General features: G+C 71.5%; 14 protein-coding genes. All 14 read right to left on the minus strand.

The genetic code is table 11. The features are described from left to right. Positions 1-4: 4 nt before the first annotated feature. On the minus strand, positions 5-1366 hold the full coding sequence (locus tag I8J34_RS01755) for an eCIS core domain-containing protein (protein ID WP_214359651.1): 1362 nt from the start codon (positions 1364-1366) through the stop codon (positions 5-7). Then, on the minus strand, positions 1363-2946 hold the full coding sequence (locus I8J34_RS01760) for an eCIS core domain-containing protein (protein WP_214359652.1): 1584 nt from the start codon (positions 2944-2946) through the stop codon (positions 1363-1365). The genes I8J34_RS01755 and I8J34_RS01760 overlap by 4 nt, the downstream gene beginning before the upstream one ends. After that, entirely contained in the window at positions 2943-4970 is a 2028-nt protein-coding gene (locus I8J34_RS01765) for an eCIS core domain-containing protein (RefSeq protein WP_214359653.1), read from the minus strand. Before I8J34_RS01765 ends, I8J34_RS01760 begins: the two co-directional genes overlap by 4 nt. Beyond that, positions 4967-5227, minus strand: coding sequence for a hypothetical protein (locus I8J34_RS01770; RefSeq protein WP_214359654.1), 261 nt, complete (start codon positions 5225-5227; stop codon positions 4967-4969). Before I8J34_RS01770 ends, I8J34_RS01765 begins: the two co-directional genes overlap by 4 nt. Further along, entirely contained in the window at positions 5218-7140 is a 1923-nt protein-coding gene (locus I8J34_RS01775; RefSeq protein ID WP_214359655.1) for an ATP-binding protein, read from the minus strand. The genes I8J34_RS01770 and I8J34_RS01775 overlap by 10 nt, the downstream gene beginning before the upstream one ends. Continuing rightward, entirely contained in the window at positions 7137-8447 is a 1311-nt protein-coding gene (locus tag I8J34_RS01780; RefSeq protein WP_214359656.1) for a Pvc16 family protein, read from the minus strand. The genes I8J34_RS01775 and I8J34_RS01780 overlap by 4 nt, the downstream gene beginning before the upstream one ends. Continuing rightward, positions 8444-9241, minus strand: coding sequence for a hypothetical protein (locus I8J34_RS01785; RefSeq protein WP_214359657.1), 798 nt, complete (start codon positions 9239-9241; stop codon positions 8444-8446). Before I8J34_RS01785 ends, I8J34_RS01780 begins: the two co-directional genes overlap by 4 nt. A 244-nt stretch (positions 9242-9485) precedes the next feature. After that, positions 9486-10196: a hypothetical protein gene (locus tag I8J34_RS01790; RefSeq protein ID WP_214359658.1), complete on the minus strand. Its 711-nt coding sequence runs from the start codon at positions 10194-10196 to the stop codon at positions 9486-9488. Between the two features lie 4 nt (positions 10197-10200). Next, entirely contained in the window at positions 10201-10725 is a 525-nt protein-coding gene (locus I8J34_RS01795; protein ID WP_214359659.1) for a phage tail protein, read from the minus strand. 12 nt (positions 10726-10737) lie between these two features. Continuing rightward, positions 10738-12327, minus strand: a complete 1590-nt coding sequence (locus I8J34_RS01800) for a phage tail sheath family protein (protein WP_214359660.1) — start codon at positions 12325-12327, stop codon at positions 10738-10740. A gap of 573 nt (positions 12328-12900) precedes the next feature. Further along, positions 12901-13437, minus strand: coding sequence for a hypothetical protein (locus I8J34_RS01805; protein WP_214359661.1), 537 nt, complete (start codon positions 13435-13437; stop codon positions 12901-12903). A 17-nt stretch (positions 13438-13454) separates the two neighbouring features. Further along, complete coding sequence (locus I8J34_RS24585) at positions 13455-14483, minus strand: PEP-CTERM sorting domain-containing protein (RefSeq protein ID WP_230411665.1); 1029 nt, start codon at positions 14481-14483, stop codon at positions 13455-13457. A gap of 269 nt (positions 14484-14752) precedes the next feature. Beyond that, positions 14753-15304 (minus strand): DUF3306 domain-containing protein, encoded by a 552-nt coding sequence (locus tag I8J34_RS01815; RefSeq protein WP_214359662.1) that lies wholly within the window; start codon positions 15302-15304, stop codon positions 14753-14755. Then, positions 15285-15788 (minus strand): DUF3305 domain-containing protein, encoded by a 504-nt coding sequence (locus I8J34_RS01820; RefSeq protein WP_214359663.1) that lies wholly within the window; start codon positions 15786-15788, stop codon positions 15285-15287. Before I8J34_RS01820 ends, I8J34_RS01815 begins: the two co-directional genes overlap by 20 nt. Positions 15789-15885 lie beyond the last annotated feature (97 nt).

Raw genomic sequence — 15885 nt, forward strand, 5'->3', positions numbered from 1 at the left:
TCTCCTAGAAATGAAGGCGTAACGAACCGCCGATGAAGCTGGCCGGCGGCAGCGTGCCTGGCGTGGGCGGGGTATCGGGGGCGGTCAGCTGGCCCTGGGCGCCGAATTCGAATTCGGCCACCGGCACCTCGCGGCAGGGCGCGCTGACCCGCTCGATTTCGGAATGCACGTTGGCCACCGCAGCCACCACCTCGGCCAAGCGCGCCTGTGGCGCAAAGGTGCGCGACAGCTCGCTGGCCTCGGGGTCGGGCGCAGGCGGCGTCTGCACGGCCTGGATCGCGTCGCGCAGCCGGGTGCCGGCGGCCTCCAGTGCCGAGCGCGCCGCGGCAGGTTCGACGGCGCGGCACACGGTGCGCGTGGTTTGCACCGTCAGCCCGGCGGCGCCGCGCCCCTCGGTGGTCATGCTGGCGCGGGCGATGATGCGCACATGCGGCACGGCATTGACGGTGACGCTGAAGGAGAACTCGCTCGGGCTGGCGTTGAGCGCGAACACCACCCGCTCGGCGCCCTGGAAAGGCACCGGCAGGCGCACCGCCAGCGAGGCCGGCAGATCGATGGTGACGGCCGCCGGCCCGAGACCGAAGGCGATGGTGGTCGAGGGCAGCGACAGCCCGCCGCCCGCGGCCGGCGCCGGAGCCCCGCCCGCCGCTGGCTGGGGACCGTGCATGGTGCTGCGCGGGCCGGCGGCTTGGGGTCGCGCCGGCAGACCGAAGTTGGGCGTCAGGCAGGGGTTGCCGGCCACCAGACTGGTGAGGCTCACGCCCGGATGGCAGGCGCGATAGATCTGCAACAGCCGTGTGCGGCTGACCGCCTCCGGCGCGCGCAGACTGAGCCGGCACAGCGTGCCGATGTCGCAGGTGGCCTCGGCCATCGAGGCCTGAAACGACGCGTCGTCCTCGGCGCCGGGCACCGGGTCGCGCGAGATCGCCGGGCGAGCCGCGCTGATCGCCGGCATCGCCGCCCCGGTGGCCAGGCTACGCGCGGCCTGCCGGGCCTCGCCCTCGCGCTGCGCGGTGCTCAGATCCGCCCCGCCGGGCCGGCGCTGCTGGAGCGCATGGGTCAACTCGTGCGCCAGGCGCTGCCGCCCGGCCGGCGCCTGCGGCGAATACCCTTCCGGCCCGAACACGATGTGTCGGCCGACGGTGTAAGCACGCGCCGACAAGGCGTCGGCCGACTGCGCCGCAGCGGCATCGGTGTGCAGGCGGATATCGCCGAGGTCTTCGCCGAAACGGTGCTCCATGAGTGCTCGCGTGCCCGAGTCCAGCGGGCGGCCGGGGCTGCGCAGCACGGACGCGGTCAGTGACGGCACAGTCACACCGCACGGTGTGCTGGCGCAACGGCGACTGGTGCGGATCGGTTCGCTCATCGTCCCCTCCTTCGACCCCGCCCACCGCGACCGGCGGGCACCTGAATGACCACGGCAGGCAGGCCACCGGCAATCGCGGTCTCCCAGGCCGACTGCGCGCCGGCATTGCAGCCGTGCCGGGTCTGGCTGTCGTAGCGGCGCTGCTGGCGCGAGAGCGAGGTCCGCGCGGCGCGTAGCAAGGCGTCGAAGTTCGGGGCCGTGGCAAGCATGGTGTTGGCCTTGCGGGCCATGGCGCAGGTCAGATTGAAGTGACCCTGCTCATGGGCCAGCAGGCGCGCCGACTCGGCCGTGGCGCGATCGGTGCAATCGGTCGCCACGACGGAGGCGCATTCGGCCCGCGACGTGGCCAGATCGCCGCGCGCCCGCGCGCTGGCCGGGCAGCGCCTGCTGGCCGCGCTGCTCATGCCGAACGTGCCGCCGGCGCGGCCTGCCCGAGCCTCCCGGTCGAAAAAGGCCTGGCAACTGGCCACCGTCCGGCGGCACCCGTTGCGCGCGGGGTCGGCGGCGTTGGCGAATTCCGGTTTGACCCACGAACGGGCCGGCGTGAAGACGGCCTGGACGCCACGCGTGTTCGGCCGGGTATAGGGCGCGCAGCGCGCCAGCGCGGTGTTGATGGCGCGCTCGGCCAGCCTCGAATGGGTCATGGCGCCGAAGCGGCTCCGCGGCCGCGGCGCGCCGCTGAAATCTGCCCACGTCAGCGCCCGGGCTGGATCGCATTCCGCCGGATCGGGCGCAGCGGTGGCCAGGCAGACGCGCTCGGCCTCGACCGCATCGCGCTCCACACCGACTGGCAAGGGCGCGCCTTCGAGCGAACTGTCGATGGGCGCGGCAAAGCGCTCGCTGATGGGGCCGCCGAAGCCGCCGACACCCCCCGCGCCGTCGGCCTCGTCCGCTTCCTCGTCCATGGGTTCGGGCATGCGCGGCGCTTCGTCATCCGGGCGGTTGGTGCGCGTTTCCGGTTCAGGTGCAGCAGCGCTGCGCTGCAGCGCACCGCTTTGCTGCACCACATGCGCCAGTTCATGCGCCAGCAAACCACGGCCGGTGGCGCTCTCCGGCGCATAGCGCCCGGTGGCAAACACCAGATGGTGACCGACGGTGTAGGCCTGGGCCGAGACCTCGCGCGCCGAGGCGGCCGCCGCGGCGTCGCGATGCACGCGCACGCGGCTGAAATCATGGCCGAAGCGTGGCTCGAAGAAGGCACGGAGGCTCGGCGCCAGCGGCTCGCCGCCCCGGCCGAGCGTGCGTTGGACGCTGTCGGGCGCCGCGCCTTGCCGATCCACCGCCCCACTGCCGCGCCGCGACAGCCGCGGCACCGCGTCCGGCGCGGCGGCGACATCGGCGCTGCCCATGCGCATCACCTGCGCGGCGGCACGGTCCGCTTCGTGTTCGAGCGGATCGTTGCTGGCGCCGATGGCCAGGCGCGCCTGCAAGCCCACGGCTTCGCGCCGCTTGCAGGCCTCGCATTCGCCCTCGGCACTGCTCGCGGTGTTGCCACAGGCGCATTTGCGCTGGAGAAACGGCGCCGAGGTCGTCGTCGACACGGGCCGGGCAGTCTGAATGGCGGCAAGCAACGCGCTCATAGCTTTCCCATGCCTCCTCGTGTTTTTGCCAGGTCGAGCACGAAGGCGTCGAGCCCGGCGATGGCCGGCTCTTCCCGGAGCAGCGCGCCGAGCAGGATGGGCAGTTGCGCCCCGGGCGACAGCTTCCTGAAGGCGCGCCAGTCGGGAATCGCGACCTCGATGCGCTTGTCCGGCTTGTCTTGCAGGAAGCGACGCCCGAGGACAACTTTCTTGCTGCCGATGGCCGCGCTCAAGCGCGTGAAGGCGTCGACGATGGTCTGCAGCCGTGCCAGCGCCGCCGCGTCCGGCTGGCCGAAGTCGGTCTCCTTGCCGAGCGTCGTGAGCGAGGTGACGAGCTGCTGCGAGAGCGTGGGAAACAGCGTCCACTGGCTCGAGCCGCCTTGTACCGACTGGATTTCGGACAGCAGCACGGTCAGGCGCTCTTCGGCCTGGGCGATCGCCTCTTCGGCCAGCGACACGCTGAGGCGCGCCCGGCGCCGCCCCAGCAGCGGCCGCACCGAGAGCTTGCCGGAGAGCTTTTCGGAATGCGCCATGGCCTCCTCGGCGCCGGGCAAGGCACCGGCGCCCGCGTCGCTGACAAAGCCTCGAAAAGCGAACAGCACCAGGCTATCGGGGTTTTGCAGCGCCAGCGGGGAGAGATCGACATCGAGCTTTTTCGAGCCTGCCCCGAGAAACTGGAACAGGCGCTCGTTGGTGTAGACATCGACCACGCCCGGCTGCACGACATGATGGATCGCCTCGTGCGCCATCACCGCGGTGACACGGGTGGCGAAAGCGGCGTCCGACGCGGCCTGGCTGGCCTGGGTGGCCCCGGCGTCGGGCACCTGCCGAATGCCTTCGGGGCTGCCCATTTCGCCTTCGGTGCGATAGACCGGGGCGACCTTCGGCGGGTTGAGCATCTGGGCGGACGCCGGGTTCCCACTGCACACGACGATATGGCCCTGACCATAGTGGGCCGACGCGCCGGTCTTGCACAAGTTGGTGCTGTTCGTCGGATCGCAATGCACATTGCCCGATCCGGGCGGGTTGGACACCGTGCTCTGCCCCAGGAACTGCGCCGCCGCGCGGTAGCGGTCGGCGGTCTCGGTCAGGCGCTTGGCGTCGTTGCTGCCCGGCCCGAAGGTGTCCTCGAACTGCCGCTCGATGGCCTTGGTCGGGGCCGCCAGCAGCGTCGCGGCGGTATCGAGCACGGCCTTGGCCTTGAGGCGGCCGGCATCGATGCGCGACGCGTGCTCGGTGGAGCATGCGCAGGCCGGGCACACGGCACTGGCGGTGGCCGTGGCCGGTGTTGGCGCGGCGGTCGCCGGAACATGGCTGGCGCCTGGCGGTAGGGCGGGCGCGAGGGCCCCGCCGGGCGCGCCCGGCACACCCCCCGGCACACCGCCCGGCACCGGACTTTGCGCCGGCGCGCGGCGCAGCATGCCGGTGCGCGCATCGCCGCCCTGCTGAACGACATGGGCCAGCTCATGGGCGAGCAGGCGTTGCCCCACCGAGGTGCCGGGGGCGTACTGCCCGCCGGCAAAGGCGACATGGCGGCCGACCGTGTAGGCACGCGCACCGACGGCCTGTGCCGAGGCGTCGGCCCGCGCATCGGTGTGAATCCGGACGTCGCCGAAGTCGCGACCGAAGCGCGGCTCGAAAAAGCGCCGCAGCGATGGATCGAGCGGTCGGCCCGATGCGCTCAGGACCTCGTGCACACCCGGCGGAACGCCCTCGGTGTCGCCCCCGCCCGTCGCGCGCCGCTGCACGCGCGGCGGGCGGGCCGGGGCGCCGATGCCGTGCCGGTGCACCGGCCCGCGCATGACCGCCTCCGCCAGCCGATCGGCTTCGTTTTCGAGCGGGTCGTCGGGGCGGCCGATGCGCAGTTTGGGCTGCAGGCCGAGGCCGGTCAGGCGCTGGCAGTCTTCGCAGGTCTCGCCCGTCGCCGAGGCGGGGTTGCCGCAGGCGCATTTGCGCTGGAGCACACCGTCGACGGTGTCGGGGGTGGCCGCGGCCACGGGGGAGAGCACGGCACTGTGGCTCATGACTTGCCCCCCGGGACGATGCCGGCGGCCACCGCGTGGCCGATGCCCCGGGCGCCCGAGCCCGGCGCCACCGGGACCGCGCCGGCGCGGATCCGGTGGCGATCGCCGCCTTCGGCCAGCGACACCGCCGCACCGGGCAGCGCGAGCCGGCGCTGCAGCTCGGCCTGCACGCCGGCGGAGACGGCCGCGGCGTCATGCCGGTCGATACCGGTGAGGACCAGGGTGTCGATGTGCACCACCACGCGTGTCATAGCCACCCCCGGGTTTCCGCGTCGGTGGGCGATTTTTCGCGCTTGGCGGCTTCGAGATGGGTGGCCCGCAGCAGGTGGGCCATGCTCACCGGCGTGCCGGCCTCGGCGGCGAGGAAGGCGGCCGACAGCGCGATGTTGCGGATGTTGCCGCCGGTGGCGTTGAGGCGGGCGAGCTTGGCATAGTCGAGCTCGCCCAGCGGCGTGGCGGCAGGGAAGATGCAACGCCAGATGGCCTCGCGCTGGACCGCATCGGGGTAGGGGAAATGCACCACGAAGCGCAGCCGGCGCTGGAAGGCGGCGTCGAGCGCGGCCTTGTGGTTGGTGGTGAGAATCGCCAGCCCGCGGTAGGCCTCCATGCGCTGCAGCAGGTAGCTGACCTCGATGTTGGCGTAGCGGTCGTGGCTGTCCTTGACCTCGCTGCGCTTGCCGAACAGCGCGTCGGCCTCGTCGAAGAGCAGCAGCGCGCCGATGTCTTCGGCGGCATCGAAGACCTTGCGCAGGTTCTTTTCGGTCTCGCCGATGTATTTGCTGATGACCGCCGACAGGTCGATGCGATACAGCGCCAGCCCGAGTTCGCCGGCCAGCACTTCGGCGGCCAGCGTCTTGCCGGTGCCGCTGTCGCCGCTGAACAGCGTGGCAATGCCAAGCCCGCGCGTGCCTTTGCCGGCAAAGCCCCAGTCGTGATGCACGGTGATGCGGTGGCGCGCGTGCACGGCGATCTGCTGCAAGGTGCGGCGCGGCGCCTCGGGCAGCATCAGGTCGTCCCAGGTGGCGCGCGGCACGATGGGCTGCGCCATGTCGCTCAAGGCCGAGCCGTCCCCCCGGCTGAGGCGGTGCAGCATGGCCGCCGCCGCGGCGGGATCGGCGGGATCGGCGGGGTCGATGCGGCGGGCCGTGGCGGCGATGTGCCGGGCGCCCAGGCGGTATTGGCTGGCCAGGCTGTCGACCGTGCTGGCGAGCGCGTCGGCCGCCTCGCCGAGCGCGGCTTGCCAGAGCCGGCGCTGGCCGGGCGCATCGCACTTGTCGACCGTGAAGTGCAGGCTCGCGCCGTCGATGCGCGGCGCGCATGCCCCGCTGACGATGACCAACCCGTCGATCTGCGCGACGAAACGGGCGAGCGGCGCCGCTGCCGCGTCGTCCTGCGCGACCAGCAAGCCCGCGCCCAGCAGGGCCGCCTCGCGCTGCCACAGGCTGAGCAGCGACGCCTGTTCGTGCGCGGCGGCGGGAATCTCGGCGGCACGCAGCCGGAACAGCACGACGCCGAGTGTCTGCGCCAGGGTCGCGGCCACGTCGCGCTGGCCGTCGGGGTCGTCGCCCGAGAGCATCACGACCGGCAGGCGGCCGGACTGCTCGGCGAGTTGGTCGGCGGCCTGTTCGGCAATGTCCTGGTGGGCGTCGGCCATCAGGCCGGCCGGCGGCAGGGCTTCGAGCAGGGCGGCCAGGCGGTGGTCGAGATAGTTGAGACCGGCGATGAAATGCAGCACCCGTTCGTCGAGCCGCAGACGGCCGGCGGTGAGGCCGGCGGCCTCGTCCACCTCGATCAGACGCCACCGCCGCAAGGGGGCAACGGGCGTGAGCGCGCTCCAGTGGGGCTCCGGCAGAACGGCCAGCGCGAGGCCGAAGCTGGCCCATGGCCGCTGGGGCTGGCCCGCCGCCTCGCCGCACAGGGCCGCCAGACGGGCATCCATGTCGACACCGGCCACCAGCAGGAGCAGATCGCGCTCGAAGTCGCTGAGCTCGAACAGTGTGGCCAGGGTGTCGATGGCCGCGGGGCTGGGCAGGCATTGCGCCGCCTGCGCGCACTGTTGCTCGGCCTCGGCGAGCTCGCCCTCTCCCAGCCGTGCGCGCAGGCGGGCGAACTCGGCCACCAGCAGGCGCTGGTTGGCGGTGGTCCAGTCGAGGTCGAGCGGGGCGTTCATGTGATGGTGATGCGGTGGTTGAAGAAGGTCGGCGGCGTGGTGCTGCGGTCGGCCACCGGGCTTTCGATGCCGTCGATGCGCAGGCGCGCCAGCGGGGCACCGGGGTCGGCGTCTTCGACGATGAAGTCGAGCGTGGTGGTGGGCGCGACGAAGGTCTCGGGGCCCACTTCGACCTGGCCGACGAGCAGCGACACCGTCTGCCCGGGGCGCAGCGCCGGGGTGAAATTGAGGGTGATGTGCGCGTCGCCGTTGCCGTCGCGCACCACCGCCTGCGGCAGGTTGGTGATGTTGGGGGCGACGATGGCGGCGAGCCGGTTGGTTTCGCGCGCGGCGGTGTCGCCCGGGCGCACCACGCGGCCGGTGACGTCGTACACGCCGACCGGGAAATCGGCCGCGCGCGAGGCGGGGATCACCAGTCCCATGCGGTCGGCGGCGTTGGGCCCGGTGGCGGCGATCAGCTCATCGACGGCGAAGCGCTCGTTGCGCAGATGCACCTCGCGCGCCGTGCCGTCGAGGTGATGGCCTTCGAGCGTGACCGACTCGCCCAGGCGCACCACCGGCTGGTTGCCGGCCGGCACCACGGCTTCGAGGGTGGGCAGCGGCGGGATCAGGCTGGGGGTGACGACCACGCCGCGCTCGCGGCCGGACACCGGGTCCACCTCGCCGCGGCTGAGCACCGGCAGGGTCGGGCGGGTCGGGCGCGTGGCCTCGATCAGCACCACCGAGACCTGGAAGGCCGCGCTCGGCCGGTAGTTGGACTGGGTGGCGGTCCACAGCCGGGACATCTCCTCGGTGTTGAGATACTGCGGCGTGATCTTGATCTGCTCGACCTGGTCGGCCAGACCGCACTCGGCCAATGCACGCAAGGCCGGCGGCAGGTCGAGGCCGACATCGGGCGATGGGTTGAGCGCGGCGCGGATCATCTCGCGCGTGAGCACCGGGAACTCGTGCAGCAGCTGCATGGCGTAGCCGAGCAGGATCTCGGCATGCAACTCGCCGCCACTGTAGGCCGACACCAGGTAGTGCAGATCGAGTGCCAACGGGGCGTTGCTGAGCCGGTGGCGGCCGGAGGGGTCGCGCGAGGGCAGGCCTTCGTTGCGCCAGCCGGTGTTGGGGGTGAGCTGGTAGAGGAACAGGTTGATGCCGCTGGCCTCGTTGCTGCCGGCGGCCACCACGCGGTCGGGCGGCATCACGGTAACGGTGACGGTGCTGCCGGTGACGCCGGCCACGTTGTGATTGACCATGCCGTCGTTGAGCCGGTCGCGCAGCACGGCAGTCACGCCGGCAATGGCCAGGGCCGTACTCATGAGGACCTCCGCTGGCGCTTGGCCAGGTAATCGTCGAGCGAGAGCGGCGCCGGGCCGGCCTTGCGGGGGCGCTTGGGCGCCGGCGCCTCGGGCACGGCGGTCACTTCGATGCGACCGATGTGGATGTGGATGTAGGCCGGCTCGGCGGCGCTGGATTCGACCCTGGCCGGGTTTTGCGGCGCGGCGGTGGCGCGCGTCGGCCGGCGCTCGGCGACGACGACCGCCGACGACGGCGCATCTGCGGGCAGCAGGGGCGCGGGCAATGGCTCGGCCATGGCGCGTACGGGCGGTGTCGCGCGGCGCGGGGCGACGGGCACATCGCCAGCGACCGGCGGGCGGGCGCTCTCGGGCGTGGGGTCGGTCGGCCGGCGCCCCGAGGACACGTGCCCGGGCGGAGGCGCTGGCGCCTCGCCGGGGCGCGCACGGCCGGTGTCGGTGTCGGCAGCGACGATCTCGGGCCGCGGCGACGGGGCGATCGGCGCCGGGGCAACCGGCGTGGGTGACACCTCCGTCGGCGCCAGCGTGGCGTCCCGCGGCGCTTGGCGCATGCCGGGGGATGGCACGCCGTCCGCGGCCGGCGGCGGTGTGCCGCGGTGGAGGGCCGGCGCCGCGGCCGTCTGCGGATCGGCGCGGGACGGCCCCTGGGCGACCGGGGCGCCGGGCGCGGTGTCGACGCTCTCGTCGGCCTCGCGCCACGCGGGCGGCATCTGGTAGGGCAGGCGCGCCATCGAGTGCAGGGTCGGCTGCGGCTGGCCGGTGGCCTGCCGGGCGAGGCGTCGGAACAGACCGGTCATGGGACGACCCTCCTGTCGCTGGCGCGACATCCTCCCCGAGGGAGGGTCGCGTACCCTTCGGACGGCCGGGCGGGCGCGATCAGGACAGCCCTCCTGTCGCTGACGCGACATCCTCCCCGCGGGAGGCTCGCGCGCCCTTCGGGCGGCCGGGCGGGCGCGCTCACGGGGACGACCCTCCTGTCGCTGGCGCGACATCCTCCCCAGGGGAGGGTCGCGTGCCCTTCGGACGGCCGGGCGGGCGCGCTCATGGCGCCACCCGTTCGAGATAGGCGGCGCGGCGGGCGTCGGAGAGGGCCAGGATCTCGGGCTCGGTCCAGCCGTAGGCGCGTGCCAGGGTGTGGATGTCGTCGAGCAGGGCGCGGGCGTGCGCGTCGATGTCGTCCCACAGCAGGCCGGCGATGTCGAGGCTGGCCTCGCTGGCTTCGCCGCAGGCCGGGCATTGCAGGTCGAGCGCCAGGTCGGCCCACGGGTCGGCGGCATCGAGGGCGGCCTCGACGGCGTCGAGCAGCGCGCCCAGCACCGCCGCATCGGTGGGCAGATCGGCCGCCGCCACGGCGCTGGCACGCAGCAACTGGCGGGCGGCGGTTTCCGGGTCGCCGGCTGCGACCACCTGGGCCAGGTGCCGACTGGTGGGCGGCTGGAAGCGGATGCCGGCCACCTCGACCGGCGCGGGCGCTGCGCTGGGCAAGGGCGGCAGATCGGCGGCGTCGAGGGTGAATTCCAGGCGCTCGCCGCAGGCCGGGCAATCCACCCAGGCCGCCAGCTGGCGGCCGAAGCTGGCCTGGCGCAAGGCCATCAGCGCGGCGTTGCGCAGGCCCAGCGGCGCATCGGCCAGTTGGTCGACGGGCAACTCGGGCGCTGCGAGGGCGTAGAGCAGCAAGGCGCGATCGATCGGATGGCGTCGTGCGCCCTGCTCCCAGACCGACAGGAGGCGTTCCGGGCGGATGGCGGCCATGGTCTCAGGCCGGTTCGGTGTAGCTCGGCTCGGTCGGCTCGGTCACGTCGTAGTCGCGCTCCCAGCCCTCGTTCTCGAGCTTGAGCGTCTGGATGGCGACGGCGTTGGCGTTGGCGTCCAGATCGGGCAGGGCCTGGTACTCCGACACCCAGCAGCGATACACCTTGTAGGCCAGCACCAGCTGGCCGGCCTCGTTGTAGACCTCGATGATGAGGTCTTTGCGGAAGTCCTTGAGCGAGACCTCCGCGCCCAGGCCGGAACCGAAATTCCACACCTTGTTGGCCCACTGCTCGAACTCGACGTCATGGGTCACGCCGCGCTCCAGCGTGATGGCCTCGAACTTGGTGCGCCCGGGCGACTTGCGCGAGGTGCTCGGATCGCCCCCCTCGCGGTGCTCGACCAGCTCGGTGCTGCGCTTGAGCGCGCCCACCTTGCTGATCCCGGCCACATAACGGCCATCCCATTTGACCCGGAATTTGAAGTTCTTGTACGGATCGAAGCGCTGTGCATTGACGCTGAACTGTGCCATGTCTATGTCTCCTTACACGTCAACTTGGCCGGCCATCTGCTGGATTTTCAGGACCACGAACTCGGCCGGCTTGAGCGGCGCGAAGCCGACCAGGATGTTCACCACGCCGCGGTCGATATCGTTCTGCGTGGTGGTCTCGCGGTCGCACTTGACGAAGTAGGCCTCGCGCGGGCTGCTGCCCTGGAAGGCGCCCTGGCGGAACAGGGTCTGCATGAAGGCGCCGATGTTGAGGCGGATCTGCGCCCACAGCGGTTCGTCGTTGGGCTCGAACACCACCCACTGGGTGCCGCGGAACAGGCTCTCTTCGAGGAACAGGGCGAGGCGGCGCACCGGCACGTACTTCCACTCGGAGGCCAGCAGGTCGGCGCCGGCCAGGGTGCGCGAGCCCCACACCAGATGCCCGGCGACGGGGAAGCTGCGCAGGCAGTTGAGGCCGATCGGGTTGAGGATGCCGTTCTGGCCGTCGGTCATGGTGTAGGTCAGCCCCTGCACGCCGGAGAAGCTGGCAGCCAGCCCGGCCGGCGCTTTCCACACCCCGCGCTGCACGTCGGTGCGCGAGATGATGCCGGCCACCGCGCCGCAGGGCGCGAAGTCGGCCAGCCGGTTCTCGGCCAGCGGGTCAGGCATGCGCAGGCGCGGGAAATAGGCCATGGCGTTGATCGCGTCGTCGTTGCCGACCGCGCCGCGCAAGGTGTTGATGCCCGTGGTGGCGGTGGCGATGGCGGTGGTCGGGTTGGATGTCCACGCGGCCGGCGCGTCGATGATCAGCATCGCGCGGCGGGTCTGGCAGTAGGCGGCGGCGGCCGCCCAGGTGGCGTTGGCCAGGTCGTTGGTGGGCGTGCGCGGCGGGATGCACAACAGGTTGAACAGGTCGGCCGACTCCAGCGCGAAGATGCCGGTGCGGGCGTTCTGGTCGCCGGTGATCTGACCGTCGGCGATCGGGTTGCCGTCGCTGCCCAGGGTGCCGTCGGCGGTGGCGGTGCCGTCCGGATTGGCGACCGACACGGTGGCGTCGGTCGGGCTCTCGGTGGCCGGCGCCGAGCTGCGCACATTGACCAGGGCCGACTGCTCGTTCAGCACGGTATCGACGAAGCGCGGGCTGAGCGGGTCGACCGACACGTTGCGGAACTGCTCGGAAGCGATGGCGCGCGTGCCGCCGGGGCGGTCGAGCTCTTCGATGAGCAGGTTGAACAGCAGGGTGTCGGCGGTGTCGCGGGTCAGGTGGTCGACCGTGGCGCGCAGCGCGCTGCCCCAGGTGCCGGGGCTGGCCGCTTCGAGCACCAGCGCGCCGCCGGCGGTATCGAGGGTGATGGTGGCGGTGCTGGTCGATACCGTGCCGTTGAACACGCGCACGATCAGCGCGTCGCTGCCGCCATGTTGGAAGAACTGGCTGACCGCATAGCTCAGGGTGCTGGGCTGCCACAGCCCGCCGAACAGGCGCGAATACTCGGCGAAGCTCTGTACCCGCACCGGGGTGTTGACCGGGCCGCGCAGGGCGCGCCCGATGAAGGCGGTAATGGAGGTGGCAACCCCGGTGATGGTGCGCACCCCGCTGGGGACTTCCTCGATGTAAACGCCGGGATAGGTCAAGGCAGACGGCATGGTCGTGACTCCTCAGTGCTGAGACGCCGGCACACGCCGCCAAGGCAAGGTACCGGCCCGGTTCTCTGTCAGCCCGGCGGGCCCGCGCTTCAGGCCGCGCGATGCCCGTCGGACGGTTTCCCAAACGAAGCAGACGACAACGGTTGCCCGCGACGGCACGTGGATCGACACGACCTGAGCACGGTGACGTCCTGCCCCGAAACGCCAGCGCCCTTGTGCGTCGCTGGTGTGGGCCGAACGGGTGATTCAATGCCTTTTCAATCTAGAAACGATGCCATTCGAATGCAACCGACGCTTGCGCGAAAGCGGCGCCGGCGCCGGACGGCCCCGCCCTGCCGGCGCGGATCGATGTCATCGAGATAGCGCCGGCAGCCGGCTTGCGGATCACTGAATTCGTCGACAAATCCGCCAGATAGCGTGTGCGATGGCGGTAGCGCTCATGCCTCTCGGCTAGCGGAATTCACAGCGCGGCGCGCCGGATTTTGTTTGCAACAAGATGTTTTCCCGGTCTCGGGCAAAAAAAAGGGCGCCCCTGATCGCCAGGGACGCCCGCCGGTCCGGCATGGGCCGCCGCTAGCCGGGCGGCTCCGCCGCCACCCGCCGGTCGGCGTCGGCGTCGAGCTGATTCACCAGCGCGCGCAGCGCCTCGGGGCCGTCGTCGGTGAAGCGCACGCACTTTTCGTAGTCCGCCAGGTAGACGCACAACGTGGTGACGGGACGATCGGCGAGCCGCAGCAGGCTGGTGCCGATGCTGCCGTCGTCCTTGAGAAACACCGAGGGGCGCCGGGTCAGATCCGGCGGCAGGGCAAAGAAGTGCAGGCGGTAGAGGCCGTTGAGCGCACTGAGCAGCGCGTCGGCCGGGTAGGCGAAGGTGTGCGCCGCCTCGCCCACGACGAGGCGGGCGGGGCCGCCGCCCGACAGCGCCAGCCGCCGGGCCGGCGCACCGGCCACCCGCCCCGGCGCGTGCGCCACCACGAGACGGACGCTGTCCAGCCGATAGCTCACGGGCGGGCCGCCGGGGCCGACGGTGGCTTCAGCAGCCATCGCCGACCCGGCCAGCATCGCCCAGCCGACCCACAGGCCGGCCAGCCAAGGCCGGGCGTTCGCCATCGCGTGGTGACATGCCATCAAACGCGGCGACGACGCACTTGCCAGCCGACCATCCCCAGCCCGGCCAACAGCATGGCGTAGGTTTCGGGCTCCGGCACGGGCGTGACGGCGGTGAAGCCCAGATCGGTCAGCACGCCGACTTCGATGGCCGAGAACACGCGCGGCGACGGACCGTCGGGGCCAGCGTGGGTCATCATCATGGCCTCCAGGGCGGGGTTGTCGGTGTCGAGGTGGGAGACGCTCGAGCCGCCTTCCCAGGTGGTCGGGCTGTACAGCCCCACCGGGTTGCCGCCGTTGGCCGCCATGGCGTTGGCGCCGTAGAAGAACATGCCCTCGGCCGGGCTGGCACCGCCGACGCTGGCGGCATCCCAGGCGCCCTGGTTGAGGGTGAAGTCCGGGTTGATCATCATCGTGCCGTTCTTGTCGCCCAGGAAGCGGTCGAACTCGCTCCACGCCAAGTTGCCGGCGCCGAAGGCCGGTTCGCCGTTCTGGCCGATGCTCGACGAAAAGCCGATGGCATGGGTGAATTCGTGGAACACGGTGGAGTAGAAATCGTATTGGCCGAAGGGGGCGTCGCTGCTCAGGTCGAGATGCCAGGCCTGGCCCCAGTTGACGTCCACCGAGCCGTCGGCCGCACTGCCGTTGAGGTCGGTGCCATTGATGAGTTTGTTGCGCACCACTTCCTGGTAGGTGAAGCCTTCGGTGACACCGTCCCAGGTCGCTTCGGAGCCGGCGGAGGCCAGCGTGAGCGAGTTCGGGTCGTCGGAGGAGGTCACCGACAGCACGATGTTCGCCGAGTTGCTGAAGTACTGGCCGAACAGCGAGGAGAAGGCGTTGCCGGCGGCGGTCAGCGCGTTCTGGCGGTCGGTGCCGAAGGTGGGATCGAGGAAGCCGGCCCCGGGAGTGTTGGTCGAGTAGTCGAAGGTGAAGCTGAGCGCGGCGTAGGCGTTGGCGCCGACGCTCAGGCCGCCGGCGACCAGACCGCTGCCGATCAGCAAACGGGTGAGCCGCGACAGGCGCCGGCACGGAGTTGATGCGTGATTCATGCGGATGTCCTTTTGAATGGCGTTAAGGAGTGGGATACAGGTGGCAAAAATGGCCCAAACGCAAGGCGCCGGGCGGCCCGACTGTCACAAGCGTGACATACGCTTGTCATCGCCCATCCGGCATGAAAAGACGGCGAAAATGCCGATGGCGTGACTGCCAAGCAAGGCTACCATGCAATCCGCATTGGTTTGCAAGCGTCGTTTTGTTAAAAGGTGACATTCACTCTCCCGGCAGCGGTCGCTGTCGGGTGGCCCGCGTGAGGCCTGGCTCAGGCGCTGGGCGCGTCCGGCGCCGGGTCGTCGTCGGGCGCCGGCGCCGTGTCGTCGCCGGCCTCGTCCTGGGCTGGCGCGGCATCGTCGGCAGCGGCCAGTGCATCCGCCGCCCGGGCCCGGTCGCGCTCGGCGAGCGTCTCGGACGGCGTCGGGTCGAGCACCGCGCGGGCATGGCGGAGCAGGCCGCGATCGGCGTCGTTCAGGTCGGGGACCAGGTTGTAGTCGTCCATGTAGACGTCGAGCCCGTCCACCTGATTGAAATGGGCCTGCGAAAACAGCTGCGTCAGCGCCTGACGCTTGAGGGCGGCCGGCACCTTGGGGCGCAGGAAGCCGCGGAAATCGTCGGCCAGGGTGAGGCCGGCGGGGTCGGGCAACGGCGGCGTCTCGCGCTCGTCGGCGGGCGGCGGCGGCACCGGGGCGGCCACCGGCTCGGGCAGCGTGTCGCCGCGCGCCGCGGCCTGCTTGCGCTGCGACCAGCGGCGCAGGAAGCCGCCCTCTTCCGTGCCTGCCGCCGTCGGGCGGACCGGCTCAGTGTCCGAGGCGCTCATGCATGTCTCCGCTGCTGGCATAGCGGCGCTTGCCGCGCTTTTTCTCCGGCTCGCGCCAGTGGGCGCGGGCGAAGTCTTCGATGATCTCGCGCCAGCCATCGGGCAGCGGCAGGCGCTCGACGGTCTCGCCGGCGTCCATCCAGCGCGCGGCCTCGTAGAAGTTGGCGCTCACCGCGGCCACCGTGGGCGGGCCGTCGGGCTGTGCCTCGTCGGCCGGGCGCAGCATGAAGAACAGCGAGGGTTCATCGGCGCAGACGTTCATGTGATAGCCCTCGGCCTCTTCGCCATGCAGCTCGAGGCTGAGACCGGAGACCACCGCGCGGTCGGGCCCGTCGGCCGGTGGCACCGCGCCGAAGGCCAGGCCGACCAGCGCCCAGCGATGGTCGATCCACGGGTTGTCGGTCACCGCCTGGCGGGCGAAGCAGACGGCGAGCCGGTCGGCGCCGGCCAGCGCGGCGGCGCCGGGGTGCGATGTGACGGTCATGATGGTGCCCCCAAAAACCTGTTCACCTTGAAGTGGTCCTAGAATGCAGCTTCAACCATAAACCGGGAGCGAGCGGCCCGCCAGGGCGACAGCGGAT

The organism is Denitromonas iodatirespirans, from assembly GCF_018524365.1.
Classification (GTDB): domain Bacteria; phylum Pseudomonadota; class Gammaproteobacteria; order Burkholderiales; family Rhodocyclaceae; genus Nitrogeniibacter; species Nitrogeniibacter iodatirespirans.